Here is a 24,302-nt window from a genome sequence, read left to right on the forward strand (position 1 = left end):
TTCTATCAACTGTATTTCCAGACGCCGGGCGTTGCCGAGGCAGAACTCGAAAAAGACGTCCACAACGCAATCAAGACGACATTGTTCGCCCTATCTGGCGATGCGCCGGTTGAAGATCCCGCGTCGCTCACGATGCTTCCTAGTGAGGGCGGATGGCTTGATGGGAAGCCTACAACCCAATCATTGCCGACGTGGCTCACGGAGAGTGACATCGAATTTTTCGTTGAAGAGTACAAGCGCACCGGCTTTGGAGGAGGTTTGAATTGGTATCGCAACATTGATCGCAATTGGGAGTTGCTCGCACCATGGTCTGGCGCAAAGGTTCAGGTCCCGGCACTCTATGTCGTTGGCGATCGAGACGGCGTTTACAGATCGCCGAGTTGGAGCCATCTCGTCCCTAGCCTGAAACAATTCGTGCCCTTGCTTCGCGAGACAATAGTCTTGAAAGGTTGCGGTCACTGGACTCAGCAAGAGCGCGCCAAAGATGTAAGCAATGCGCTGCTGGAATTCCTGAAACAGCTATAGATCGCGAACGGGGATTTGCGGCTCCGCTGGTATCACGCCGTCGCGATCCCCTTGGTCGTTGTTGGACTGGTGCTGATTAGCCGCGGCCAGCGAGCCCGGTGATCAGTCGAAACGTGTAATGTCGGCTTATGGCCCACCCGGACATTCCGGGCCTGCTCCGAAGATGTCCGCTGCTGGCATTCAACCAGAAGTAAGTGGCCAAAGAGCCGAAGGGGGTCCACCGCTTAAATTATCGAGCGATTCGCCCTTGAGGTGCGTGATGAGGCGCGGAGCCTTTCCAACCGTGTTGTCACGTCCTCCGGCAATCGCCTCGCCTTGGCAATCTCGAGCGCATCGCGACCGCGATCGTCTTTGATCGATGGATCGGCACCGGCCTTGATGAGCAAGTCGAGCGTCTTGAGCCGTCGCAGGCGTGCTGCATAGAAGATCGGCGTCTCTCCATGGGCCCGCAGATCAAGCCGCGGCTTTGCGGCGAGAAGTGTCCTCAGCATGTCGGCGCTGTCCCGCCACACGGCGGCCCAGAGGGAATAGCCCGGATCTCCACCTCGCTTCAGGAGAAACCGCACCAGCGGCACATTCTCGCCGCGGCAGGCCGCATACCAAACCGGATTGGCGCGGAAATCACCTTCCTCTTCGGGCATTGGAGCATGCGCTTCAAGGTCGGCGCCGGCCTTGAGCAAGGCGGTGACCGTCTTGATGCCAGCCAGCTCCCCAAGTCCCTCCGCCGGCTTCACCGCGCAGGCGACGTGCAGCGCCGTACGCCCCTTTGCGTCGGTCGCGCGCGCGAGCTCGGGCGCGGCTTTTGTGAGAGCCGCGACGGACCCTACGTCCCAACGCTTGGCCGCCTCGAACAGAGCCGATTTGGAGGGCTTCATGGCGACAGCATATCATGGCATCGCGGTCGTTTGGCGCGCGACAATCACGTTTGCATCCCAGCAACGGATCATTATCCGTGCTTGCAGCGTGAGGTCAGCTTGCGCTCATTTTCAACTGTGACACGGTGGCTGGTCTGACTGCATCACAAGCGTCCTCATTCCGGGGCAGCCGGCCAGCGCTGCGCGAGCCCAGATGTACCCGATCACGCTGTCCGACCAGCAGTTCCTGTCGGGCGATGACAACGGCAAGCTAGTGACGGTCGCGGGCGAGCTGCGCGTCGCCTGCATGCAACCGCGTCTTACTCCTCTCCCGGCTTGAATGGCGCCTCCTTGCCGGGCGGCACCGTCTCCTCGGCCATTGCCAGCATCATCGCGACCATGACGTAATTGCCTGAGACCGCGGTGAGATCGACGATCTGCTGATCGTTGAAGATTGCCTTCGCGCGCGCATAGGTCTCGTCCGAGACCTTCTTGGTGGTCGAAAGCTCGGTGACGAAGTCGTACACCACCGCCTCGTCCTCGGCCATGGTCGAAGGCCGCTTGCCCTGCTTCAGCTCGGCGATAACCTGTTGTGACAGCCCCGCCTTGGCAGCCAGCGGCACATGCGCGAACCATTCGACCTGCGAACGCCACTGCCGGCCGATGATCAGGATCGCGAACTCGTTCAGCCTCGTCGGCACCGAGGTCTGCCAGCGCAGATAATAGAACAGGTCATAGAGCCGCTGGCCGAGCACGGGGCTGCGGATCATCGGATTATAAGGACCGCCGAGGCCGACGCTCGACACCTTCATGATCTGCTCGCCGAGCGGCCGCTGCGCGTCGCTGAGCTGCTCCATGGTGAGCTGCGGAAAGCGCGGCTCCTTGCCGGTTGCGGGACCGGCTGTGAACATGGTGGCAGCGAACCAGCCGCTCGCAGCTGCGAGAGCCAGCGATGACAACCAGACCGACGGTGCGTGCATTGTCGTTTCCTCCGGACACACTTCTTTGTGATGCGTGAAGCCTAGTACGACCGCCTTGCACCAACCAGATCATTTTCAGTTCGGCGTGAACGCAAACGCAAGTACCGCGTTGACGCCGGCTCGTTCTCACCGGAGTCACGTCGATGCGCGTCTTGTCCTTCGTCCCAGCTTCAATTCTTCTGGCGTCACTCATGGCCGCCGGTTCGGCCGAGGCGGCATCCCCCTTCCGCGCCATGGCGGGCGCCTGGGTCGGCGGCGGCACGCTGAGCATGCAGAGCGGCGAGCGTGAACGGCTGCGCTGCCGCGCCGTCTATGACACCGACGGCAGCGAGCAACTGCGGCTCAACATCCGTTGCGCCAGCGACAGCTACAATATCGATCTCTCCAGCGATGTCGCGTATCGCGGCGGTGCGATTTCCGGACAATGGAGCGAAGCCAGCCACAATGCGTCCGGCACGATCGATGGCCGCGCCAGCGGCGACCGCATCGAGGCGGAGGCGCGCGGCCAGACCTTTTCGGCCGGGCTCGCGCTGACCACGCGCGGCAATCGTCAGACGATCTCGATCCGCCCCGCAGGCACGGAGATCACGGGCGTCAATCTCGAGCTGTCGCGGCGCTGAGCCGAGATCGGCGCGCTCAGATCGCGCCGATCTCGGTCAAGCAGCCCTGGGTCAGCGTCATGCGATCGGCGACATGGCGCGGCTCCGGGCAATCCATGTTGAGCGCGAACACGGTCGGCTGGTCGCCCTTGTCGACCCATCCCACCAGCCAGGCGAGCGAGCCGTGGTCGCGGTCTGTGAGTCCGGTCTTGGCGTGAATCGTCGCGTCACCCACCTTGGTTACAGGCATGATGTCACGCACCAGATCCTGGCTGCGCTTGGAGACCGGCAAGGTGCCGCGCCGCAGGCGGTCGACGAAATCGACCTGCTGCACCGGATCGATGCGCAGGGCGCCACTGACCCAGAACTGATCGATGCCCCCGCCGATGTCGCGATTGCCATACTCCAGCAGGTCGACGAATTTCTGCATGCGCTCAGGGCCGATGCGGCGGGCAATCTCCTGGTAGACCGGAAACGCGGAGACCGCGATGGCGCTGCGCAAAGTGTGATCCTTATTCCAGGCCTCGTTCCAGCGCTTCACGCCATCCCATTTGAAGACGTCCTTGTCGGGGTCCTCGACCACGCCAGTCTCCAGCGCAATCAGCGAATTCGCGATCTTGAAGGTCGAAGCAGGCAGCCTGCCCTCGCCCGAGCGCTCGGTGTCGCTGGCGATCACCAGATAGTCCTCGACCTTGTAGCCGACGAAGGTGCCGCTCGTGCCGTCGTCGGTGAAGCGCTTGGCGAGCGACGGCCGGATCTCGCTGCGCTGTGGCGCGACATCGGCGAAGCTGCGCGCCGGCAACAGGCCGGCAGCGACAAGCAGTTGGAGAACGTGGCGACGATGGAGCACAACGGAGGTCCCGGTCTGAATGAAGACGCCACGTTTGGCGATGACATCATGGTCAAACCGTGGCAGAGGCGAAGATGGGACCGCTGGCGTCTTGCGCTGTGGAGCTTGCCGAAGCCTGCCGTCTGGAACGCCGCCCCGGCTTGCGGCCCGAGCAACGTTCCTGGTCACGCTGTCTGTCAGTCGGATCGCAATCTGCGTGGCTGCGTTGGCCGCGCTAGTCCTCGACCTTATTCGTCGTCATCGTCAGTGTCGATACGACGTTCAATCGTATCTCGCATGCCGCGCGCGGCTACAACCGTCACGAAGGCCATTCTCCTCTTCTGATCTTCGCTGAGTGTCTTGTAGAGCGGCTCCCAGGCTTCAGCGACCTTTCTGAGGTCTGACGCACGTTGAGTCAGCGCGTCTGCCCGATGTTGCATGATCTCAATCGGACTGCGCCCGTGAAGCGCCTCCATTGCCCCCTCCTCACGCAATTCCGCTCGCTGTTCCCATCGCGCTTGCCGGTTCTTCGCCCTGGTCCGGATGGCATCCTCCACGGCCGGCCAGTACTTTTCCTGGTCCGATGTGAGCTGCAAGGCGGCCTTGATCGTCGAGACACGCGCATCCGTCAAGCTCTTGAGGTCTGCGGCGCTCGGATGCGTCAGTCCCACGGTCTTGGAGGACATCTCTTCGGCATAGGCGAGAGGTGACGCTGTGATGAGAACTGCAGTTGCTGCAACGGCAAATTTCTTGATCATCGCGAACTCCTGGATCTCGTAATTGGGCCCCCGGCGGAAGCTCGCAATGGGGATCATGGGCGCGGGTTGATTCAAATCAATGAGACGTTCACGCGTGGGTGAGTTCCGTCGGGCCTCATCTTCACGTCTTTGCAAAAACGTGAATGTCCCCAAGCTGATCGTGAGCAGGAAGTTGCCGACGAACAATAGCACAATTCCCACGTCGAACGCGCGGAGCGACTGCTGTCCGCACTTGATCGGCTATGATCTCCATGTCTGTTCACTGGGTAACGCGTTGCATATGCGGAAAGATCTTGATGCACGCCGCATGGCTGCATCAAGGTCGAGTGCCCGCGAGTGACTCGATGTCATTGCTTCCAATCAGGAATACGATCGCGACGATATATCCGCTCGTCGCAAGCCAGCGTGGCGTCACGCGTGCGCGCAATATCCGGCGAATTGGGATCGGGATACTAACCCACCGGTCGCGAGAGCTTGAGCACGAACACCAGCACTTCGGCGACGGCCTTGTAGAGCTCTTCGGGAATCTCGTCGCCGAGTTCGACATTGGAGAGCGCGCCGGCCAGGACCTCGTTCTCCTCGATCGGGATATCGTGCGCCTTCGCGACCTCGATGATCTTGGTCCCGATGACACCTTTTCCCTTGGCGACGACGCGCGGCGCGCCATGGCCCTTATCGTAGTGGAGCGCGACCGCGAGCTGCGTCTTGCCGTCCGTGCTCATAGCGCGCGATCCAGGAAATGGCCGGCCCTGGGCTGGGTCACCGCCGGCGGGGCACCGTCCTGAACGACGATGTCGCCCGGCGACAATTCGGCGCGGGCGAGCGCCTGGCTCAGCTCGCTCACCCCTGCGCGCAACCGCGCTGACGTGGCCGGACGCTCCGCCCACATCCGCACCGAGGTGCGCTCGCCGACCAGGCTGACCAGCGCATGCACAGGCCCTGCGGGCTCGACATCGATCGAAAAGCGTGCGCGCCAGATTCGTTTCGGCGCATCGGGCGATTGGCCGCCACCGTCGCGCGAGATCTCGAACTGCGCCATCGCCGTGCCCTGCGGGGTGGCAAACGGGATCTCGAAATTCCAGCGCGGCTGCGACGCATCAGTGTGCGGGCCAGAACTGTCGGTGCGATCCGGCAGCGAGGCCACCTGCAGCAGGGTCTGTCGCGACAGCGCGGCATCGGTCTCATCAAGCAGCCGATGCGCGATCGCCGACAGCGGCGCCTGCGGCGCGAGCGACGGGGTCGATACCGGCTGCGGCGTCGGCAGATTGCCGCGGAACGGCGGCGGCGGCGTGTTGGTGCGGACCACGACGTCATTGCCGCTGCGGCCGTTCGGCGCGGCGCTCCGCGCCGGCAGCAACCCGCCCGCGCGCGGCACCTGCTGCTGCGCTTCCTGCAGCAGCGCCAGTACGGTGCCCGGATTGAGGGACTGCGGCTTGGTCTGCGCCAGCGCGCTGACCAGCGTCGCGCCAAGTGCACTACCAAGTCCGCTGTTAAGCCCGCTACCAAGGGTGTTGCCGAGCGCGGCGCCATCGGCTTGCGGACGGCCCTGCATGGAAGCCGGCGGGATCACTTCGCCTTCGGGATCAGGGACCAATGACGGCGCCGGCATCTGCACAACCTGCGCCGAGGTTTTGCCGGCCTGCGGTGCGGCCGGCCCGTAAGGAGACGTCACCACCGGTGAGGTCGCGCTTGGCGCAGCATCGCCGGTGGTCTGCAACACCGAGGTCAGAGTCTGCCGCAGCACGATCAGCGCCGCCTTGAGGTCGGGCACGGCTCCGCCCACCGGCGGCGCCTCCGATGCCAGCGACGCTTCCAGGAACAGGCCGGAGGCTTGGAACGCCTTCTGAACGTCCTCGCCGCTCAAGCTCGTGTCGAGCGAGGTCTGCTGCGCCAGCACCTGTCCGATGGCCGCACGCAAAGCGGGCGGCAGGTTGGGTGAATCAGCCACCGCATTGAGATCGGCAAACAATTGTCCCTGGCTGCCCTGATGGCTCGCCGCCTCCTCGGTCGCCATGGAGACCGCGATGCGCTCCAACGGCGTCAGCGGATCGGTCGCCGGCGGCGCCGCCGCGGGACTGAAACCTGCAACGTTCACCACGGTCGCGCTGGTCGGCACGTCGGCGGTGACTGTCCCCGCGCCGGGCTCGACCAGTGCGACACGAAGGCCCTGGTCGGTTTGGGCGACCCCGACCTGAACCGTCTGCCCGGGCAGCAACGGCGTTGAACTGGCGAGTTCCATCAGCAAATTGCCGACCGCGACCTGGATCAGATTGTCAGCGAGGATCTCCTGCACCTTGCCGCTGAGCACGGCGCCGGCCTGCAGCGCCGTTCCGGCGGTCGACGTGCCGACGCTGCGGATGCCGTTCACCGGAGGTGACGGGGTGATACTCTGAACCATGGTACGCGCACTCGAGGTTACCGCCCGCGAGTTTAGCCGGGCGGCCTAAACCCCGCGTTAACCGGCCTGGTCCAACGCCCGCAGGATGTCCGCCGCAGCGCGGAAATCGACCTTGCGGGCGGCGCGGCGGGCCAGCGCCTCCTCGTCGGTGCCCCATTGCTCGGCGTTCCAATCCTCGTCGACATGGGCGGCCGCCCAGACCTGGTCGGCATCCCGCACCCCGTGCACCAGCGCCAGGGCCAGCAGCGCCGAGCCGGTGATGGTGGTGACCACATGGGCTGCGGCAATCCGCCAGGCGTCGCGCGGCAGCGCCGCGTGGGCCGCCGCAACGGCAGCATCGGGTTGGGCGACATGCATGACGCCCTCGGCCATCATGAAATGCGCCGCCAACGTGTCGCGGGCCCAGTCCAGCACCGGATCCCAATGCCGCGCCTCACGCCGGACCAGCGCGTCCGGGTGGCTGGCGCGGTAAAACAGGAGGTCGGACCGCAGGTATTTGGCGATGTCGTCGCGGACCAGATCGGTACGGCCGACGACGCCCTCCATTACGCTGTTGGCAAACCGTGTCAGCGGCATCGTCAGCGGATCGAGCGTCTCGCCCTGCGCCTGCCATTCCGCCGCGACCGCTTCGGCCAGGCCCTTGACCGGGATGACCACGATCTGCCCGGAGGGTGTGCGGATCGGCCGGTCATCGAGGGTGACCGCATAGCCGCCGCCCTCGGCCTCCTTCACCCCGGCCTGCTTGTAAAACCGTTTGCGCTGGGGACCGCGCATGGCCTCGCGCGCCTTCTCCTGGGGATCCAGCGGCGACTGGCCGGCAACTTCGTCGAACAATTCCCGCATGCAATATTTCGCCTTCGGATCGGATGATCTTGGACCTTCGGATGTTCAGGGATCAGATAGTCACGGTATCCAAGCATTGCGAGCGCCGATGCGCCTGACCTTACCCATGCTGGCCTGGCTTGCCGGCATCGCCACCGCCTCAGCCGGCTTCAGCTCGCCGGAATCGCTGGTCCGCAACGTCTATGCCCATTACGGCCAGGGCACGCCCGAATTCTCCGCTGGCCTGCAGCGGGATCAGGGCACCGCGCGCCAGTTTTTCGATCCAAGCCTCGCCAAGGCATGGAGCGCCCCGCAGCACGAGCCCTATGATTTCCTGGTCCAGAGCCCGAACTGGAAGCTCGGCCCGGTCGCGATCGCGATCCTGCGCCGCCAGTTCGACAGGACCTATGTCAGCGCGGCCTTCGACAACCGGGGGCGACGGATCACGATGAACTTCATCGTCGTCAAGGGGTCGGACGGCTGGGTCATCTGGGACGTCGAGACGCCGCACGATTCCTTGCGCTCATTCCTGGAGCAGTTCCGGAACTGAGCATCCGGGAAAACCGACTCTCCTGCCATTCAGTAGAGGCCATGAAACGGGAGAACGAGTATGGGCGTATTGGAGATCATCAGGAAAGCCATCGAAATTGGCCAACCCGATGGCGAGATCACTTTTGACGAGTTGGATCAGCTGTGCGGCAAGAACATCGCGGCTGAGGACATCGAAGATATCTTTTTCGCTCTCAGCGAGGCGGGCATTCGCCTCGTGGAAGAGAGAGGTTGAGCCAGGTGCGGCCTATTCCTCCGGCGCGTTCTCGATCGGATCGAACCGCTCATTGCGGTGCGAGACATTTTGCCCCTACTTCGGATCGGAGATCGCCCGGACAATGCCGTCCGAGGGCGTACCAAGTCCTTTCGGCGTCAGGACCACATGATCACCTGCCACGGTCACCTCGAAGCAGCCTCCGTCTGGCTCCGGCAAATCGATGCAGAGGTCATCCCCCTGAATGCTCCATCGGCCGCCTCTCTTGCTTCCCATGGAATAGCTGCGAAAGGTCCCGTCCCGCTCGTAGACATCACGGTAGTGGACCTCGTCGGTCACTTCCTTGCCTGACAACGTCGCGCGGATCTGCGCACCTGATAATTTCCGGACGCTGTCCGCAGCCACTCCGTTCGGCGAAACGAGGCTCACAATACCGGCAAGCACCGCGATGAAGCTCCTTGACCGCAAACCGCGCAATTCCGCCTCTTTCATCTCTTGCACGCCTTGAGACATATCTGGTGCTCGGTCTCATGCACGCCCTTTGCTGGCCCGCGCATATCCGCTGCAGCGTTTACCGCTAAGGGCCAATCAGAACAGACACGGTAAGGGTCGCATTCGATTGCCCCTTTGCGAAACTGCGTTATCCCGTGCGCCGGCCACGCCGACGCACGGATTCCGGCTCTATGCCTCGCGGCTGTATTGCTCGTACAATTTCACCGCATTGTCCCAACGAATGGCTTCCATGTAGATGTCGACATATTTCGCTGCCGCGGCTCCATAGTCCATGTGATAGGCGTGCTCATACATGTCGAGCACGAGAACCGGACGGCCTCCGGCGAGAGTGGTGGTATGGTCGGCGGCCCATTGATTGACGAGGCGCTTGTCGCGCGGCGAATAGGCCAGGATGACCCAGCCGGAACCACCCCCCTCTGCCTTGCCCATCGCCGCGAATTCGGCATGCCAACGTTCCATGCTGCCGAAATCTCGCGCGATCGCGTCGGCCAGCGAACCGCTCGGCTTGCTGGCGCCGCCAAGCCCGTCGAAATAGATCTCGTGCAGGATCATCGAGTTGGATGCGATGAGCTCCTCGCGCTTCAAGCCGTTGATGACGAAGTTGGGGGCCTTGGCGAAATCCAGCTCAGCCAGTTGCGTGCCGATCGCGTTAAGGCGCTTGACCGCCCCCACGTAGTTGTTCTCGTAATGGCTGACTAGCACCTTTTCCGAGATGCCGTTGATGGATTTCGGATCGAAGGGCATCGGTTTGGCTTGGTAAGGCATCGTCTTGGCTCCATTCGGTTGATTGCCTTGTTGGTTGCCTTGAGCAAGGGCTTGCGTGCCCGCCAGCACGGTCGCCGAGGCAGCGGCCGCGCCAACGCTTGTCATGAAGTTGCGACGTTCGGCATTCACGGTCATCGGACTCTCCACGTCTTGAACCAGCCCCAAAAGCTTACAGGCGAAGCTCCTTCAACACCGTCAGTTGCTGGCGATGATGGTGTAGTCGGCAAAGTACATGTGGCTGTCGGCCTTCGACCACAGGCCGATGCGGCCCGATACGGGCTCTGCCAGCGTGTGCTCGAGATAGAGCTTGCCATCCAGATAGCCTTCGACCTTGGTACCGCTGATCCGAACCTTGAGGTCGTGCCACTGGCGCGTTGGCGTCGGGGTGTTTCGCACCCACTTGACCGAGGAGCGCTTTCCTTTTTCAAACTTCCACAGCACGATATTGTCCTCCAGACAGTTTGCGCGAACTGTCAGATAGTCGCCGTTCGGTTTGAGGTTGAATAGAATGCCCGCTCCCTGATCGACGCGGCCCGACAAGCCTTCAAAGCGCACCGAAATTTCGCCGCCAGTGAAATTCTCGATCTTCGGCACGACCGCGTAAGGGTAGTAGGCATAGGCCTGGATGCGGTCGAGAAATTCGGCGTACCGGTCGCCGTAGAGTGCGCGTGCCTTGTCGGCGATGCCCGCGGACGACTGGCCTTCTTTCCACTGGCGGCCGTCCACCGTGAGCACCTTCTTTCCGGCGTTCTCCTCGATCCTCCAGAAGCCGACGACAGGCACGAATGACGCCGGCTCGGCGCCGGCGGTTTCATTCGAAAGATCAATTTTGATCGGCTCAGCAGTCAGTGCGGCAAAAGCGAGCGTGGCACACCCAATCGCCCCGAGAAGGGTTGCACCGAGAGTCTTGCGTCGGTTCATGGCTTACCTCCTTCATGAAGGAATGCTGGTTTGATCGAAGGAAGTCGACGGGCCCGCCACCAGGCGAGCGCAATCAGAACCGGCAATCCCCCCAGGAACCAGAGCAACGCCGCGTCTGCGCTCACAACCAGAGGATAACCGGGATACTCATCGCCCGATCCAGGCATCGGTGGTGCCAGGCCCGCAAGCGCGTATAACAGCGGCAGTATCTCGCGGGGGCTGGTGGACCGGCTCCTGTCAGTTCGGCCCCCATAAGCGTACTCGATCAGGCCATAAGCGTCAGATGACTCTGCAATGCTCCGGCGTCCGTTCACGAGAACGACCGTAACGTTGGGCATCGCACGCTCGAGCTTGGAAAGAACGTTCCGCCGCAGATCGATATACCGCGGGTCCTCCGGGACGAGGTTGACCGAGATGATCAGGGGAAGTCGAAACTTTGCCAGCAGTGCTTCATCGGCGGATGAGAATGAGTTTCGGCGATCTTCGCTGACATCGATGGACGTCCTGACTTGCGCCGCAACTCCAAGTGCAAGCACGATCGCAAGCAAACAGGACAGGGAGCGGACAATTTTCACGCGGGCCGAGACACCAGGCGGAAGCCACACAACGGTCAGGGTCGCCAGTCCACAGATGACTACGGCGATTCCAAGCACCAAGCCAATCGAAAGAAGTCCCTGTTCAAACGGACGTAACGTCTGGGTCAGCGACATCTGGGCCAACCACGCCGACAAGCCCGAGCGGCCCGCAAGCGTGAAATCCAACACCCAAGATCCGATCGTCAGCGCAAGCGCCATGATAGCGGCCGTCGACGAACTGTCAGAGATGACGGCGGCAAATAGCCCGAGCGCACCGACCAACAAGCCATACAGCAAATGACCAAACACCAGGTTGAGTGTCTCGGTCGCAGCCAAATGGCCGCCCAATATGGCCCAGATCGCGATTGCCGAGACGGCGGGAATGCTGACCAGACACAAGGCTGCAAAGATAGCGCAAAGCTTCGCGGTCACGAGCGTCGCGTATCGATACGGCAATTGAACCAGAAGGTAGAGTGCGCCGGTTTCCTTCTCCTGGCCGAGCACCCGGATCGCCACGAAAGGAAACAGAAGCGTGACCGCTACATAAAAGGACCCGAAGGTCGGGACGAGGACCCCATCAAGCGGCGACAAGCTCCGTGCCAGAACCGGCGACTGCGTGGCAGCGGAGCTGGATTCGCTGTAAAGCGACACCGCCTCGACGAAGCTGTATCCGACGAGCGGACAGACGAGGAGCAGCATGGTCCAGAGAGCTCGTCCGGCAGCGATCTCGGCGAACTCCTTTGTGAGCAGCGGGATGATCGACACAGTCGCGCACAGGTTTGGCTCACGTGATTGCAAGGAAGATATCCTCCAGTGATCCCGCCGGCAGCCCGGTTTCCGCACGCAACTCGGCGAGGCTGCCTATCCCACGCACCCGTCCTGCCGAGAGCAGGATAAGGCGGTCACAGACCCGCTCGGCATCGGCGAGCTGATGAATCGATAGAATCAGGGTGCGTCCATGCTTCGTCTGATTGCGCAGCACACCGATCATGTCGTGCGTCTGGCGCAGGTCGAATCCATCGAACGGCTCATCCATTAGCAAGAGCGGATGCGGCGCCAGCAGCCCAAAAGCCAGCATGAGACGGCGGGCATACCCCTTCGAGAGAGCGTACACGCGCTTGCCCAGTGCAGGCTGCAACCCGAGCTCGGCAACGGCTTCGCCAACTTCCCTATCCGATCGCCGAAAGACGCTGGCAATGAACGACAGCACTTGCAAAGTCGATTGGTCCCGGTACGGGCGCACGGCGTCGGGGAGATAGAAAATTGCGTCGCGGCGGCGCGCAAGGCCGAGCGGTTCGCCACGCCAGAAGATCTCACCCGAATCGACCGGCAGCAGCCCGGCAATTGCTTCCAGCAGCGTGGTTTTGCCCGCGCCATTAGGACCGATGATGCCGAGAATCTCGCCCGGTAGGGCAGAGAAGCCCACGCGATCGATGGCGGCGCTCTCGCCACCATAGCGCTTGGTCAGGTTCTCGACACTGAGCAAGGGCGCTGGCAAGGGCGCTGGATTGTGTCCCTCAATCATCGACAATCCTCTCAGAGCCGTGAGAGGTAGTGTGCAAGTGCCGCGACGTCCTGGTCATTCAATTGGTAGGCCACATCGGCCACCGCCGCGACGCCGCCAACGACACCAAGGCCTGACTTGTAGTCATGAAGTGCCTTGGCGAGATAATCCTCGCGTTGACCGGCCATACGCGCGACCGCTTTGCTCCCGGCAAAATCATCGCCATAGCACGAGACGCAACGACCGGTCGTGACTGCTTTCTTGCCGGCCGCCGTCAACTCCGGATGATCATCGGGCGCTCTTGCCGCAGAAGACTCTGGCGGAGCAAGAGCCGCGAAGTAGCCGTCAAGATCGCGAATATCTGTGTCAGCGAGCTCTTCAGAAACCGGTGCCAGGACGACCGCCTCGCCGCTCGGGCGAGGAACGCCTGTGCAGCTCAAGGCGCGCGAAAAGGGGTTTGGTGGAAGCTGGCTGGTGACAGCAAACATGCGGCGTCCTTCTCCGAAAAGCGGACGCGATGCTTGGGCATGTCGCCTCGTGGGGAGATCGCTATCCCCAGCAGGCAGCGTCCGCCAAAGGACGGTCGCCTGTCAATCAGGAACCGATGAAAGAGGCGCCGGCGATATATTCACTTCCGTTTGATCCCCCGCGCATATCATGCGGCAACGCAATGCACCCCGACGGATCTAACGCCCACGACGTTTCCGGAATCAGAAGAAGCCGGCGCTGCGATCGTGCCGCGGACCTCGGAGAACGGTCGCGAAGTTATTCCTCCGGCGCGTTCTCGATCGGATCGAAACGATCGGCCTCGAGCCCGAGCAGGTTCCAGGATTGCAGCATATGCGGCGGCAGCGGTGCGGTGGCGTCGATCACGCCGCCGCGCGGATGCGGGATCACGATGCGGCGCGCCAAGAGATGCAGCCGGTTTTGCAGGCCGCCGGGCAGCGCCCAATTCTCCTTGTTGAAATATTTGGGATCGCCGACGATGGGATGACCGATATGGGCCATGTGCGCGCGCAGCTGGTGCGTGCGTCCCGTCACCGGCTTCAGCGACACCCAGGCGAGCTTGGTCGCGGAGGCCTCGACCACCGCATAATAGGTCACCGCGTGGCTTGCGCCTTCGTCGCCATGGGCGGCGACGCGCATGATGGTGTCCTCCTCGCCTTCGTCCTTGGCGAGATAGGTCGAGATGCGGCCCTGCTTCGGCTTCGGCACGCCCGCCACCAGCGCCCAATAGATCTTGCGCGCCGAGCGGCTGCGGAACGCCCCCGTGAGATGCGTCGCGGCAAAGCGCGTCTTGGCGATCAGCAAGCAGCCCGAGGTCTCGCGATCGATCCGGTGCACCAGCCGCGGCTTCTGTCCCTTAGCGTCGCGCATCACCTCCAGCATCTGGTCGATGTGGCGCGTCATGCCCGAGCCGCCCTGCACCGCGAGCCCGGCCGGCTTGTTGAGGACGAGCACGTCGTCGTCCTCGTAAAGCGTCATCGCCTTCAGGCTTTCCAGCGTCTTGCGTTCGGCCTCGGACAGCGCGCCGCGCTCCTTCGGCGCGTCCAGCTTGAGCGGCGGGATGCGTACGCTCTGCCCTTCCTCCAGCCGGTCCTTGCTGTCGGCACGCTTGCCGTCGACGCGAAGCTCGCCTTTGCGGACGATGCGCTGGATGTGGGAGAACGACAGGCCCGGAAAGCGCGCCTCGAGGAAACGGTCGACGCGCATGTTGTTCTCGTCGGCTGTCACCACGACGGTCTGCACCTTGGTCGGCAAGGGCTGCGCGTCCGGTTCGCTCTTGCGCGCGGCCGGGGCCGCGGCAGGCCGCTCCATACGCTCCGCGGTGAACCGTCCCGGCTTGCCGGCGGCACGCTTGGTCGAAGGATGCTTGGCCGAAGGGTGCTTGGGCGAAGGACGTTTGGCAGAGGGAGGCTTGGCGGAAGGCCGCTCACGCGGGGCCCATTCGTCGCCACGGTCCTTGCGCTCGCCGCGCGGCTCACGGTCGCTCCTGGTCTCGCTGCGAGGCCCCGCGGCGCGTTCGGACTTGAAGCGCTCGCTGCCTGGACGATCCCGGTTCGGACGTTCGCTCCGCTCGCGATCGCTGCTCGGGCGATCGGCCCGGGCCGGCGCGCTCTTGCGACGCGTGGGCGGACGATCTGATCGGGTCTCGGTTCGCTTGATGCGGCGGCTCATGGTTGCTGGGTAACCCAAAAGTCCCTGTCAGTCACGGCGGAATCGCGATAAATCCGGCCGCAAATCGAGCCTTGAACAACAATGCGGGAGCTAAACGAATGGCGCGGCTGAGACTGGCCCCGATGCTTGCTGCGGCCTGGCTGGCCATGACCGCCGCCCAGGCCCAGGAAAGCCCGATGCCCGACGACATCGCCTGGAAGCTGATCGAGATCGGCCGCACCGTCGATCCGGCGAAGACGGCGGCGATCTACGTGCCGCTGCAGCAGACGGAGCCGTATGCCGGCATCAGGGTGCAGCGTGACGTCAGATACGGGCCGGCCGAGCGCAACCTGGTCGACGTCTTCGCCCCCGAGGGCGGTACCGGCTCCCGCCCGATCCTGATCTTCGTGCATGGCGGCGGCTTCATCGGCGGCAACAAGCGCACGCCCGACAGCCCGTTCTACGACAACATCATGCTTTGGGCCGCCAAGAACGGCTTTCTCGGCGTCAACATGACCTATCGCCTGGCGCCGAAATGGCCCTGGCCCGCCGGCGTCGAAGATGTCGCCAGCGCCGTGCAATGGGTCGCGGCCAATGCGGCGCAGAACGGCGGCGATCCCACGCGCATCTTCCTGATGGGACATTCGGCCGGAGCAGTGCATGTCGCGGCCTATGTCGCGCATCCGGAGTTTCACAAGCTCAAGGGCGGTGGCCTTGCCGGCGCGATCATGCTCTCCGGCATCTATGATCTCACGGGGTCACCGCTGGGCGATCAGGAGATGGCCTATTTCGGCACTGATCCCGCGCGCTTTCAGGAGCGGTCGTCACTGCAAGGCCTGCAAGCCTCGACGCTGCCGCTGATGATCGCCTCCGCCGAGCTCGATCCGCCGCGCTTCGTCGAACAGTTCGATCTTCTCAAGCAGGCGGCCTGCAAGCGCGCCGTCGGCTGTGCGCACGCGGTGATGCTGCCGCAGCACAGTCATATGTCGGAGGTTTATTCGATCAACACTGATGACGACCGGCTGACGCGGGAGATCGTCGCGTTCGTGGCCACAGGCAAATAGCTCCCGATGTCACGCGCTGCGGCCCCGATCAGCCGCAGCGCCTTGGCCCCGCCCCGCCAGCGCCAGGCGAGCGCAGCCGGTGTATCCAGCCGCTCGGCGAAGGCAAACAGCGCGACCACGATCATCGCGAGCGGCTCGGCCGGTCCGGCCAACAGCATCACCAGCATCAGGGCCCAGCAGGCGCCGACGCAGGCCACGCCGTTGCCGAGACCGAAACACAGCGCATCGCGATCGGCACGCCAGCCGAAAGCCGCCAGCTGAGGCCTTCGATGACAGCGATTGAGACTCCACTGCTTGAGCGGCGACACCTGCCAGAGCAGCGCAAGCAGCACCGCGCCAGTGAACCATGCACGTGGTGCCGGCACCGCCCATAGCGCCGACAGCGCGACCAGTTGCAGGACCATCCCGGCGATGATCCACACCGCGGCATGCCCGGTCGCGAACAGCAGCATGGCTGCGGTCCGGCGCCGCGCAAGGCTGCGGTCGCGCACATGGCGCAGGGAGGCCGCGATCAGAGGCAGCATCATCGCGGCCCACATCAGGGCCCATCCGGATGCGAGCTTCGCCGGCGCGTTGAACAGCAGCGCGAGCTCGAACGAGGTCAAGAGCGGCGTGAGCGGCAGCGTTCCGGACAGGCAAAGCGCAGGAGCCACGCCGCCGATGCCGCCGAGCAGCAGAGCCAGCCAGCCGGACAGGCTCACCGCGGCAAGCACGATGAGCCATGGCTGCGGTCCGTGGACCCGGCGCATCATTGCGCCACCGCCCTCAAGGCGACTGCCTGAAGACACTGATACGACCGATGCTGATCTGGGCCGCGTCCGGCACCGGCTGGCGCGGCACCAGCCGCACATGCAGCTGGTCGGGGCTGAGCGTACCCGCGAGATGCAGCGCATCGATGATCCGAGTGATCTCGAGCACGAAGGTCAGCCCGTCACCGGCATGCTTGTCATCAGCCGCGGACGCCTTCCGCATGCCGAACAGGGCAATGCTGCCCGCCTTCAGCTCGGGATGCTGGGCCGGATCGTCGCCGTCCGGCACGTTGATATAGACGTTGAAAGTGGTGGCATCGCTGAGGCCGCGCACATTTTCGAGGTTCAGGAACACGCGATCGGGCGCGGACTGCGTCGGCGCCGCCGCGAACCCCTTGAGGCTCGACGTCACCTTGCTCTGCACCGAACGGTCGAGCGCGACCGAGGCGCGGATATCGGAGCCAGTCACCCGCAGGCTCCCGCTGGCCCCTATCAATTCGGTGCTCTTCGGTTCGGCCATGGCGGCACTCCTGACATCGGCCGCGGCGACGGCAACGCCGAGCCGCTCCAACCGCTTGACCATCTGTGGCTTGGCAAACGGCGACGACACATCGTCATACTGATAGCCAAGCTCAGAGAGACTCTTCATCTCGCCAGGCGTGTAGGTCCAGCTCTTGCCGCCGGGCATCGGCAGCACGAAGGCGTGTTCACCGATGCTGGCGGGACCTTTCACCCATTTGGACGCGGTGGGATCGCCGGTCGATGTCGGCGTCTCGTTCCAGACCTCCCAGAGCCGATCGATATTCGCGTGATGCAGGTAGAAGATCGGATCGAGCCCCGCGGTGTCGGGATCCGACATCAGCCCCGGCAGGTTGGTATCCGGATTGCCGCCGCCCACCAGCCCATGCACCATGTCGTGCGGCTGGGTCTCGATGCCGCCATGGATATTGCCGCCATGGCTGAAGCCGGTGTTGACGCCGCCGAAGCCCGGGCTGCCGCCATCCGCACCGCCGACGAACCTGGCATCGCCGAGCGCGTTCTCATCGACCTGGTCCATCGGGACGAAGACAGTGCCATTATTGTCCGGACCGTAGCGTTGCTCCACGAACAGCGGATTGTCGCCCGTGCCGTCCGGCCAATCCTTCGAGGCGAAGGCGGGCGGCAATTTGTTTTGGTCCGGCTTGAAATAGTTCCAGTACGGCAGCGCCCAGTCCTTCGGGCCGCCGGCCTGGACCACGGCGTCGCGGATCACCGCCTCCAAGGCCAGCAGATAGCCGCGATGCCACGGCAGGAAGTACCAGCTGCCGTGCTGGCACTGGTTCCAATAGGTCTGGAGGTCATGCTTGCTTGGCATGTGGTCCTGCTCGGAAAGATAGCCGAGCCGCGTCCACAGCGTTCGGTCGATGCCGTGGATCGCACCGAAGAAGCGCCAGCCGGTGGGATCATTGAGCGCGCGTGCCTTCATCGCCTTGACGCCGCGCGCGTACCACAGGATCGGATCAGCCCAGGTGTCGCCGAGCTGCCAAACATTCTTGCGTGTGAAAACCATGGTCGCAGCCTCCCGTCATTGGGCCACACCCCACAGAAAAAATCGGGTTCTCAAAATTCCATCGCACTGCGCTCAGAGCGCGATGACACCGCTACTCTAAGTTGAGGATGTGCCATAAATTTGGTGCGGACACGTGCGGAAAGGTTCAATCGCCGCGCTCTTTTCTCAAGCGGTCCCAGTATTCCAGCCGCTTCCTGATCTCGCGCTCGAAACCGCGTTCCGGCGGATCATAAAAGTGCTGGCGACCAAGGCTCTCGGGGAAATAGTCCTGGCCCGAAAAGGCGTCCGGCGCGTCGTGGTCGTACTGATAGCCGGAGCCATAGCCTTCGTTCTGCATCAGCCTGGTCGGCGCGTTGAGAATGTGCTTGGGCGGCAGCAGCGAACCGCCCTCTTTCGCCACCCGCTTGGCCGCACCGAACGCCTTGTAGGCCGCGTTCGATTTCGGCGCGGTCGCGACATAGATCACGGCCTGGGCGATCGCGAGCTCGCCCTCGGGAGAGCCTAAGAAGTCATATGCATCCTTGGCGGCATTGGCGATGACCAGCGCCTGCGGATCGGCAAGGCCAATGTCTTCCACCGCCATGCGCACGATACGGCGCGCCAGGAACAGCGGGTCTTCGCCGGCATCGAGCATGCGCGCGAAGTAATACAGCGCCGCATCGGGATCGGAGCCGCGCACCGACTTGTGCAGCGCCGAGATCAGATTGTAGTGACCGTCGGCCGATTTGTCGTAGATCGGCGCGCGGCGCTGCAGGATCTCCTGCAGCTGCGCCGCATTGAAGATCTCGTTCTTGCGCGCCGAGCGCCAGACCTCTTCGGCGAGCGTCAAGGCGGCGCGACCATCGCCGTCGGCCATCCGGATCAGCACGGCACGCGCTTCATCATCCAGCGGCAGCTTGCGGCCCTCGACCGCTTCCGCATTGGCATAGAGCTTCTCGATCGCGGCAGCATCGAGCGAATGGAACACCAGCACGCGGGCGCGCGACAGGAGCGCCGCGTTGAGCTCGAACGACGGATTCTCCGTGGTGGCGCCGACCAGCACCACCGTGCCGTCTTCCATCACGGGCAGAAAAGAATCCTGCTGCGCGCGGTTGAAGCGGTGCACCTCGTCGACGAACAGCAGCGTGCCCTTGCCGGTCTCGCGACGCGCCCGCGCCGCATCGAACGCCTTCTTCAGATCGGCAACGCCGGAGAACACCGCCGAGATCTGCTCGAAATGCAGCTCGGTGGCATCGGCCAGAAGCCGCGCCACCGTGGTCTTGCCCGTGCCCGGCGGGCCCCAGAAGATCAGCGAGCCCAGCGTGCGCGTTTCCAGCATGCGCGTCAGCGCGCCGTCGGGGCCGAGGATGTGATCCTGGCCCACGACGTCGGACAGCTTGTGCGGCCGCAGCTTTTCGGGGAGCGGACGCGGCGCATCCTGCTCCAGCCCCGCCGCAGCGAAGAGACTTGGTCCTTGCTGGGGGCGCTTCGGACTCATCCGCCGAGCGTGACGTTGATCTGCTGGCCTGCGCGCAGCAGCGTGATGCGCCAGACGCGGGCGGTGTCGCGCGAAGCTTTCTCCAGTTCCGCGGTCTTGCCGATGCGCTGGCTATTCACGGCCATGATGATGTCGCCCTTCTGGAAGCCGACATTGGCGGCCGGCGTGCCGTCGCCCGGCTCGACGATGACGACGCCCTCGGTATCGGCATCGAGATGCAGCTCGTCGGCCAGCGCGGGCGAGATGTTGGCGACGCGTGCGCCCTGGAACGGCGAGCGGCCGCTGATCACGATCTCGTTGCGGCCACCGTCCGGTGCAGTCTCCAGCGGCATCGCGAGCTTGACCGGCTTGCCGCTGCGCTGCACCTCGACTTCGGCGCTGCCGCCGAGCGGACGGGTGGCAAAGCGATAGTCGAACGCGTTGGGGTCCTCGATGGCCTGGCCGTCGATCGCGGTGATCAGATCGGATTCCTTCAATCCGGCGCGCGCCGCCGGGCTGTTCGGCACCACGCTTGCGACCAGCGCGCCGGTCGGCGAGCGCAGGCCGAGACTCTCGGCGATCTCAGGCGTCACTGCCTGCAGCTTGGCGCCGAGCCAGGGCCGCTTCACGGCCTTGCCGCCGCTCTTGGCCGAGGCGACCACGACCCGCACCATGTTGGCTGGAATCGCAAAGCCGATGCCCTGCGAACCGCCGGAGCGCGAATAGATCGCGGTGTTGATGCCGGCGAGCCGCCCGGTCATGTCGACCAGCGCGCCGCCGGAGTTGCCGGGATTGATCGGCGCGTCGGTCTGGATGAAGAACTGGTAGTCGGTGATGCCGACCTGGGTGCGCGCCAACGCCGAGATGATGCCATGCGTCACGGTCTGGCCGACGCCGAACGGATTGCCGATCGCGAGCACGACGTCGCCGACCATCAGCTCGTCCGAATTGGCGAAGTCGAGGGTCGCGAACTTCTCTTTCACGTTCTTCAGCTTGAGCACCGCCAGGTCGCTGCGGGTGTCCTTCAGCATGATCTCGGCTTCGAATTCGCGCTTGTCCGACAGCGAGACCTTCACCTCGTCGGCGCCCTCGATCACGTGCACGTTGGTAACCACAAGGCCGGAGGGATCGACCATCACGCCCGAACCGAGCGAACGCTGCATCTGCTCCTGCGGCCCGCCTTGCAGCCCGAAGAATTTGCGGAAGATCGGATCATCCAGGAACGGGTTGTGGTTCTGCACCATCTTGGCGGCATAGACGTTGACGACTGCGGGCTGCACGCGCTGCACGATCGGCGCATAGGAGAGCTTGATCTCGGCCGGCGAGGACGGCACGCGGCGCTCCTGCGCCAGCGCAGGAGCCGCAGCCAGCACCGAGAGCAGCAGTGCAGCGAAAGTTCTGATCAACGTCATTCGGAGAATCCTGGAATTGAATGCCTTCGATATAGGCGGAACAGGGAGACCGGCCAAGGTTATGCCGCCGGATGAGGCGTTTTGACGATCTCGTCGTGAACGGGCGCGCAGGACAGCCGTTCCTGGTGGCTCTCGCCCCAGGCCTTGAGGATGTCGATCACCGGCCGCAGGGTCTCGCCGACCTCCGAAAGGCTGTATTCGACCCGCGGCGGCACCTCGGCATAGACAGTGCGGATGATCAGCTTATCCTCCTCCAGCGCGCGCAGCTGCTTGGTCAGCATCCGCTGGGTGATGCCGGGCATCCGCCGCCGCAGCTCGCCGAAGCGCTGGCAGCCCTCCTGCAGGTGGTAGAGAATTACCCCTTTCCACTTGCCGTCGATCAGATCGAGCGTGGCCTCCACCGCACAGCCGGGCCTGCGCCCGAAATCGCGCCGTTTCATCGAGATTCGTCCAATAGTATCCAAACGGGGACTAGTTCCCTGTTTTTACAGTACTTGTGCAGATGATGCCAACAGGACAGTTAGCGCGTTACGAGCCATTCGAAACGGAGGTTCACGATGAAGGCCGTCGGTTACAAGAAATCCCTGCCGATCGAGGATGCGAACGCCCTGATCGATGTCGAAGCCGCCAAGCCCGAACCCAAGGGGCGCGATATCCGTGTGGCGGTGAAGGCGGTCTCGGTCAATCCGGTCGACACCAAGGTCCGCAAGCGCGCCGCCCCGCCCGAGGGCGAGGTCAAGATCCTCGGCTATGACGCGACCGGCGTGGTCGACGCGGTCAGCCCGGAGGTCACGCTGTTCAAGCCGGGCGACGAGGTGGCCTATGCCGGTTCGATCCTGCGCCAGGGCACCAATTCCGAATTCCACCTGGTCGACGAGCGGATTGTGGGCCGCAAGCCGAAGAGCCTGTCCTTTGCCGAAGCCGCCGCGCTTCCCCTCACCTCGATCACGGCCTGGGAGCTCTTGTTCGATCGGCTCGGCGCTGTCCCCGGCAAGAGCCTCGATGCACGCACGCTGCTGATCACAGGCGCTGCCGGCGGCGTCGGCTCGATCCTGATCCAGCTCGCACGGCGTCTGACGGGGCTGACCGTGCTCGCCACCGCGACCCGGCCGGAATCGCGCGACTGGTGCCTTAAGCTCGGCGCGCATGCGGTGATCGATCACAACCAGCCGATGAGGGCGCAGATCGAGGCATTGAAGCTGCCGCCGGTCGAACTGGTCGCAAGCCTCACCCACACCGACCAGCACTACAAGCAGATCATCGAGTTCATGGCGCCGCAGGGCAAGTTCGGCCTGATCGATGATCCCACCGAGTTCGCCGCCACCGCCTTCAAGGGCAAGGCGATCTCGATCCACTGGGAATCGATGTTCACGCGCTCCTCCTTCACCACGCCCGACATCATCGCCCAGCACAATCTGCTCAACGACGTCGCCGACCTGATCGACAAGGGCGTGATCCGCACCACGCTCGGCGACAACTACGGCACCATCAACGCCGCCAATCTCAAGCGGGCCCATACGCTGATCGAAAGCAACAAGGCCCGCGGCAAGATTGTGCTGGAGGGGTGGTAGGAGCGCTTTTCAAATAGCGCGGTCGCCAATTAGATGCGCCGTCATCACCCGCGAGGCGAGTGATCCAGTATTCCCGCGGCCTCGGTGCTCGAGCGATAAGCCGCGGCGTACCGGATGGTCCGCCTTCGCGGACGATGACGGCTGAGGAATACGAGATCATTCTCGCGGCGCATTGCGTCCGAGTCTTGCTTATTAGTTCATCCCTGCTCTGCTTTGGCGACAAAGCCCTTGGCGAGGGCATGATAGAGCCCCTCCTCGCAGATCAGTCGCGAGGTGCCGTAGGCGATCAGCGAGGCCATCATGACCGGCACCACCATCGCGTGATTGTCGGTCATCTCGGTGACGATGACAAAGGCGGTGATCGGCGCCTGCACGACGCCGGCGAAATAGGACACCATGCCGAGCAGCAGGATCGGCGCCAGTGGCGTATCGTGAAACAGCGACGCGACATTGGCGCCGAGCCCGGCGCCAACTGCGAGCGACGGCGCGAAGATGCCGCCGGGAATGCCGCTGATCGCAGCAAAGGTAGTCGCGAGGAATTTCAGGAGGCCAAAGTTCTGCGGCAGCGGCGTGCCGGTCTCCAGCGCCGCCTTCACCTGTGCATAGCCGGTGCCATAGATCGTATCACCCGAGATCAGGCCGCACAGCGCAACGGCAAAGCCGCACAACAGCGCGAAGACCAGCGGGTAGCGCTTGATGGCCTGGCCAGCCGGACCGGCAGAGCCCCGCGCCAGGGTGATCAGGATGCGGCTGAACAGGCCGCCCATCGCTCCGCCAAGCACCCCACAGAGCGGGATCGCCAGCCAGTCAGCGCCACGACTGAGCGCGATCGGCGTCGAGCCGAAATAGGTGTAGTTGCCCATCAGGGCCAGTGAGGTCAGGCCGGCAGCGATGACGGTCGCGATGATGAGGCTCGAGGTGCGGGTCTCGAAGGCGCGGCTCATCTCCTCGATCCCGAACACGATGCCGGCCAGCGGCGTATTGAACGCCGCAGCGACGCCGGCCGCCGCACCGGCCAGGATCAGTCCGGGCTGGCGCCGCGGCGAAAGCCGGCCGAGCGCGAACATGATGGAGGCGCCGACCTGCACGGTCGGGCCTTCGCGGCCGACGGACGCGCCACAAAGAAGGCCCAACAGCGTCAGCACGATCTTGCCGATCGCGATGCGGATCGAGACCAAGGCGTTGCGCGCGCGGGTGTCGGAGAGATGGCGCGCCGCAATCGCCTGCGGAATGCCACTGCCTTGCGCGTTCGGGAAGAAACGCCGGGTGAGATACACTGACAGCGCAAAGCCCGCTGGCGTCACCAGCAGCGCCGCATAGCGCGACAGCGACAACAGCCAGCTGAAGGCGAGTTGCGCCTCGTCGGCCAGCTTCGCCAGCGCCACCGCGGCCGCACCAACGACGAGGCCACCGGCCACGAACAGCACCCGACGCTGCCAGCGCGCGGAGATCAGCTTGAGCCGCCGCTTCCGGCGGGGAGAAATCAAGGTCATCAGCTTCGATTCGCTGGGTATCCCGGCACAATACCCTCGACGAAA

26 protein-coding genes are annotated in these 24,302 nt (G+C 63.9%); 6 read left to right on the forward strand and 20 right to left on the reverse strand.

Annotated elements, in window-relative coordinates:
* Positions 1–525 (forward strand): alpha/beta fold hydrolase (locus ACQR1W_RS29290; protein WP_434854045.1); only part of this gene is annotated, 525 nt, incomplete at its 5' end.
* Between the two features lie 224 nt (positions 526–749).
* Here ACQR1W_RS29290 and ACQR1W_RS29295 read toward each other — a convergent pair.
* A complete protein-coding gene (locus ACQR1W_RS29295) occupies positions 750–1,400 on the reverse strand; it encodes an ankyrin repeat domain-containing protein (RefSeq protein ID WP_434854046.1) in 651 nt (216 codons plus the stop codon).
* Between the two features lie 299 nt (positions 1,401–1,699).
* Positions 1,700–2,359 (reverse strand): carboxymuconolactone decarboxylase family protein, encoded by a 660-nt coding sequence (locus ACQR1W_RS29300; RefSeq protein ID WP_434854047.1) that lies wholly within the window; start codon positions 2,357–2,359, stop codon positions 1,700–1,702.
* Between the two features lie 143 nt (positions 2,360–2,502).
* Between ACQR1W_RS29300 and ACQR1W_RS29305 the strand changes: the two genes are divergently transcribed.
* Complete coding sequence (locus ACQR1W_RS29305; RefSeq protein WP_008969640.1) at positions 2,503–2,979, forward strand: hypothetical protein; 477 nt, start codon at positions 2,503–2,505, stop codon at positions 2,977–2,979.
* Positions 2,980–2,995: 16 nt separating this feature from the next.
* Here ACQR1W_RS29305 and ACQR1W_RS29310 read toward each other — a convergent pair whose 3' ends face one another.
* The 5 genes from ACQR1W_RS29310 to ACQR1W_RS29330 all read right to left on the reverse strand — a co-directional run bounded on the left by ACQR1W_RS29310 (position 2,996) and on the right by ACQR1W_RS29330 (position 7,786).
* Entirely contained in the window at positions 2,996–3,808 is an 813-nt protein-coding gene (locus ACQR1W_RS29310; protein WP_434854048.1) for a penicillin-binding transpeptidase domain-containing protein, read from the reverse strand.
* Between the two features lie 227 nt (positions 3,809–4,035).
* The gene (locus tag ACQR1W_RS29315; RefSeq protein ID WP_434854049.1) at positions 4,036–4,731 is read right to left on the reverse strand and encodes a Spy/CpxP family protein refolding chaperone; all 696 of its coding nucleotides are present in this window, start codon (positions 4,729–4,731) and stop codon (positions 4,036–4,038) included.
* A gap of 266 nt (positions 4,732–4,997) precedes the next feature.
* The gene (locus tag ACQR1W_RS29320) at positions 4,998–5,267 is read right to left on the reverse strand and encodes an EscU/YscU/HrcU family type III secretion system export apparatus switch protein (protein WP_008969629.1); all 270 of its coding nucleotides are present in this window, start codon (positions 5,265–5,267) and stop codon (positions 4,998–5,000) included.
* The gene (locus ACQR1W_RS29325) at positions 5,264–6,943 is read right to left on the reverse strand and encodes a flagellar hook-length control protein FliK (RefSeq protein WP_434854050.1); all 1,680 of its coding nucleotides are present in this window, start codon (positions 6,941–6,943) and stop codon (positions 5,264–5,266) included. The genes ACQR1W_RS29320 and ACQR1W_RS29325 overlap by 4 nt, the downstream gene beginning before the upstream one ends.
* Positions 6,944–7,000: 57 nt before the next feature.
* Positions 7,001–7,786 carry an ATP12 family chaperone protein gene (locus tag ACQR1W_RS29330; RefSeq protein WP_434854051.1) on the reverse strand — a complete coding sequence of 262 codons (786 nt, stop codon included), beginning with the start codon at positions 7,784–7,786 and terminating at the stop codon, positions 7,001–7,003.
* 88 nt (positions 7,787–7,874) lie between these two features.
* On the opposite strand from ACQR1W_RS29330, the gene ACQR1W_RS29335 reads away from it, so the two are divergent.
* Both ACQR1W_RS29335 and ACQR1W_RS29340 read left to right on the forward strand, forming a co-directional pair.
* Entirely contained in the window at positions 7,875–8,315 is a 441-nt protein-coding gene (locus tag ACQR1W_RS29335; protein ID WP_434854052.1) for a hypothetical protein, read from the forward strand.
* Between the two features lie 60 nt (positions 8,316–8,375).
* Entirely contained in the window at positions 8,376–8,549 is a 174-nt protein-coding gene (locus ACQR1W_RS29340; RefSeq protein WP_434854053.1) for an RNA polymerase sigma factor region1.1 domain-containing protein, read from the forward strand.
* A gap of 75 nt (positions 8,550–8,624) precedes the next feature.
* Here ACQR1W_RS29340 and ACQR1W_RS29345 read toward each other — a convergent pair whose 3' ends face one another.
* The 7 genes from ACQR1W_RS29345 to ACQR1W_RS29375 form a co-directional block, all read right to left on the reverse strand.
* Entirely contained in the window at positions 8,625–9,020 is a 396-nt protein-coding gene (locus ACQR1W_RS29345) for a hypothetical protein (protein WP_434854054.1), read from the reverse strand.
* 189 nt (positions 9,021–9,209) lie between these two features.
* The gene (locus ACQR1W_RS29350; RefSeq protein WP_434854299.1) at positions 9,210–9,806 is read right to left on the reverse strand and encodes a superoxide dismutase; all 597 of its coding nucleotides are present in this window, start codon (positions 9,804–9,806) and stop codon (positions 9,210–9,212) included.
* Positions 9,807–9,975: 169 nt separating this feature from the next.
* Positions 9,976–10,206 (reverse strand): tyrosinase family oxidase copper chaperone, encoded by a 231-nt coding sequence (locus ACQR1W_RS29355; protein WP_434854300.1) that lies wholly within the window; start codon positions 10,204–10,206, stop codon positions 9,976–9,978.
* Between the two features lie 517 nt (positions 10,207–10,723).
* Entirely contained in the window at positions 10,724–12,100 is a 1,377-nt protein-coding gene (locus ACQR1W_RS29360) for an ABC transporter permease subunit (RefSeq protein WP_434854055.1), read from the reverse strand.
* Entirely contained in the window at positions 12,087–12,827 is a 741-nt protein-coding gene (locus tag ACQR1W_RS29365; protein WP_434854056.1) for an ABC transporter ATP-binding protein, read from the reverse strand. Before ACQR1W_RS29365 ends, ACQR1W_RS29360 begins: the two co-directional genes overlap by 14 nt.
* Before the next feature lie 11 nt (positions 12,828–12,838).
* Positions 12,839–13,294, reverse strand: a complete 456-nt coding sequence (locus tag ACQR1W_RS29370) for a c-type cytochrome (RefSeq protein ID WP_434854057.1) — start codon at positions 13,292–13,294, stop codon at positions 12,839–12,841.
* A 277-nt stretch (positions 13,295–13,571) separates the two neighbouring features.
* On the reverse strand, positions 13,572–14,984 hold the full coding sequence (locus ACQR1W_RS29375) for an RluA family pseudouridine synthase (RefSeq protein ID WP_434854058.1): 1,413 nt from the start codon (positions 14,982–14,984) through the stop codon (positions 13,572–13,574).
* Positions 14,985–15,082: 98 nt separating this feature from the next.
* Between ACQR1W_RS29375 and ACQR1W_RS29380 the strand changes: the two genes are divergently transcribed.
* A complete protein-coding gene (locus ACQR1W_RS29380; protein WP_434854059.1) occupies positions 15,083–16,027 on the forward strand; it encodes an alpha/beta hydrolase in 945 nt (314 codons plus the stop codon).
* Here the strand turns inward: ACQR1W_RS29380 and ACQR1W_RS29385 are convergent.
* The 5 genes from ACQR1W_RS29385 to ACQR1W_RS29405 all read right to left on the reverse strand — a co-directional run bounded on the left by ACQR1W_RS29385 (position 15,958) and on the right by ACQR1W_RS29405 (position 21,633).
* Positions 15,958–16,779 (reverse strand): DUF2182 domain-containing protein, encoded by an 822-nt coding sequence (locus ACQR1W_RS29385; RefSeq protein ID WP_434854060.1) that lies wholly within the window; start codon positions 16,777–16,779, stop codon positions 15,958–15,960. The two genes, ACQR1W_RS29380 and ACQR1W_RS29385, sit on opposite strands and share 70 nt — an antisense overlap.
* 13 nt (positions 16,780–16,792) lie before the next feature.
* Positions 16,793–18,325, reverse strand: a complete 1,533-nt coding sequence (locus ACQR1W_RS29390) for a tyrosinase family protein (protein ID WP_434854061.1) — start codon at positions 18,323–18,325, stop codon at positions 16,793–16,795.
* Between the two features lie 145 nt (positions 18,326–18,470).
* Positions 18,471–19,802 carry a replication-associated recombination protein A gene (locus ACQR1W_RS29395; RefSeq protein WP_434854062.1) on the reverse strand — a complete coding sequence of 444 codons (1,332 nt, stop codon included), beginning with the start codon at positions 19,800–19,802 and terminating at the stop codon, positions 18,471–18,473.
* A complete protein-coding gene (locus ACQR1W_RS29400; RefSeq protein WP_434854063.1) occupies positions 19,799–21,193 on the reverse strand; it encodes a DegQ family serine endoprotease in 1,395 nt (464 codons plus the stop codon). The genes ACQR1W_RS29395 and ACQR1W_RS29400 overlap by 4 nt, the downstream gene beginning before the upstream one ends.
* 59 nt (positions 21,194–21,252) lie before the next feature.
* Positions 21,253–21,633: a winged helix-turn-helix transcriptional regulator gene (locus ACQR1W_RS29405; protein ID WP_008969427.1), complete on the reverse strand. Its 381-nt coding sequence runs from the start codon at positions 21,631–21,633 to the stop codon at positions 21,253–21,255.
* A gap of 117 nt (positions 21,634–21,750) precedes the next feature.
* On the opposite strand from ACQR1W_RS29405, the gene ACQR1W_RS29410 reads away from it, so the two are divergent.
* Entirely contained in the window at positions 21,751–22,764 is a 1,014-nt protein-coding gene (locus tag ACQR1W_RS29410) for a zinc-binding alcohol dehydrogenase family protein (RefSeq protein ID WP_434854064.1), read from the forward strand.
* A 197-nt stretch (positions 22,765–22,961) separates the two neighbouring features.
* On the opposite strand, the gene ACQR1W_RS29415 is transcribed toward ACQR1W_RS29410, so the two are convergent.
* Entirely contained in the window at positions 22,962–24,257 is a 1,296-nt protein-coding gene (locus tag ACQR1W_RS29415) for a chloride channel protein (RefSeq protein ID WP_434854065.1), read from the reverse strand.
* Positions 24,258–24,302 lie beyond the last annotated feature (45 nt).

Source organism: Bradyrhizobium sp. HKCCYLS1011 (assembly GCF_051167795.1).
Taxonomy (GTDB): Bacteria; Pseudomonadota; Alphaproteobacteria; order Rhizobiales; family Xanthobacteraceae; genus Bradyrhizobium.

Excerpts from the sequence above, each read along its gene's own strand:
- ACQR1W_RS29385 (WP_434854060.1), bottom strand. The coding sequence starts at position 16,779 with ATGATGCGCCGGGTCCACGGACCGCAGCCATGGCTCATCGTGCTTGCC.
- ACQR1W_RS29305 (WP_008969640.1), top strand. The coding sequence starts at position 2,503 with ATGCGCGTCTTGTCCTTCGTCCCAGCTTCAATTCTTCTGGCGTCACTC.
- ACQR1W_RS29415 (WP_434854065.1), bottom strand. The coding sequence starts at position 24,257 with ATGACCTTGATTTCTCCCCGCCGGAAGCGGCGGCTCAAGCTGATCTCC.
- ACQR1W_RS29325 (WP_434854050.1), bottom strand. The coding sequence starts at position 6,943 with ATGGTTCAGAGTATCACCCCGTCACCTCCGGTGAACGGCATCCGCAGC.
- ACQR1W_RS29405 (WP_008969427.1), bottom strand. The coding sequence starts at position 21,633 with ATGAAACGGCGCGATTTCGGGCGCAGGCCCGGCTGTGCGGTGGAGGCC.
- ACQR1W_RS29345 (WP_434854054.1), bottom strand. The coding sequence starts at position 9,020 with ATGAAAGAGGCGGAATTGCGCGGTTTGCGGTCAAGGAGCTTCATCGCG.
- ACQR1W_RS29370 (WP_434854057.1), bottom strand. The coding sequence starts at position 13,294 with ATGTTTGCTGTCACCAGCCAGCTTCCACCAAACCCCTTTTCGCGCGCC.
- ACQR1W_RS29375 (WP_434854058.1), bottom strand. The coding sequence starts at position 14,984 with ATGAGCCGCCGCATCAAGCGAACCGAGACCCGATCAGATCGTCCGCCC.
- ACQR1W_RS29410 (WP_434854064.1), top strand. The coding sequence starts at position 21,751 with ATGAAGGCCGTCGGTTACAAGAAATCCCTGCCGATCGAGGATGCGAAC.
- ACQR1W_RS29295 (WP_434854046.1), bottom strand. The coding sequence starts at position 1,400 with ATGAAGCCCTCCAAATCGGCTCTGTTCGAGGCGGCCAAGCGTTGGGAC.
- ACQR1W_RS29330 (WP_434854051.1), bottom strand. The coding sequence starts at position 7,786 with ATGCGGGAATTGTTCGACGAAGTTGCCGGCCAGTCGCCGCTGGATCCC.
- ACQR1W_RS29395 (WP_434854062.1), bottom strand. The coding sequence starts at position 19,802 with ATGAGTCCGAAGCGCCCCCAGCAAGGACCAAGTCTCTTCGCTGCGGCG.
- ACQR1W_RS29365 (WP_434854056.1), bottom strand. The coding sequence starts at position 12,827 with ATGATTGAGGGACACAATCCAGCGCCCTTGCCAGCGCCCTTGCTCAGT.
- ACQR1W_RS29340 (WP_434854053.1), top strand. The coding sequence starts at position 8,376 with ATGGGCGTATTGGAGATCATCAGGAAAGCCATCGAAATTGGCCAACCC.
- ACQR1W_RS29335 (WP_434854052.1), top strand. The coding sequence starts at position 7,875 with ATGCGCCTGACCTTACCCATGCTGGCCTGGCTTGCCGGCATCGCCACC.
- ACQR1W_RS29350 (WP_434854299.1), bottom strand. The coding sequence starts at position 9,806 with ATGCCTTACCAAGCCAAACCGATGCCCTTCGATCCGAAATCCATCAAC.
- ACQR1W_RS29400 (WP_434854063.1), bottom strand. The coding sequence starts at position 21,193 with ATGACGTTGATCAGAACTTTCGCTGCACTGCTGCTCTCGGTGCTGGCT.
- ACQR1W_RS29320 (WP_008969629.1), bottom strand. The coding sequence starts at position 5,267 with ATGAGCACGGACGGCAAGACGCAGCTCGCGGTCGCGCTCCACTACGAT.
- ACQR1W_RS29390 (WP_434854061.1), bottom strand. The coding sequence starts at position 18,325 with ATGGTTTTCACACGCAAGAATGTTTGGCAGCTCGGCGACACCTGGGCT.
- ACQR1W_RS29300 (WP_434854047.1), bottom strand. The coding sequence starts at position 2,359 with ATGCACGCACCGTCGGTCTGGTTGTCATCGCTGGCTCTCGCAGCTGCG.
- ACQR1W_RS29380 (WP_434854059.1), top strand. The coding sequence starts at position 15,083 with ATGGCGCGGCTGAGACTGGCCCCGATGCTTGCTGCGGCCTGGCTGGCC.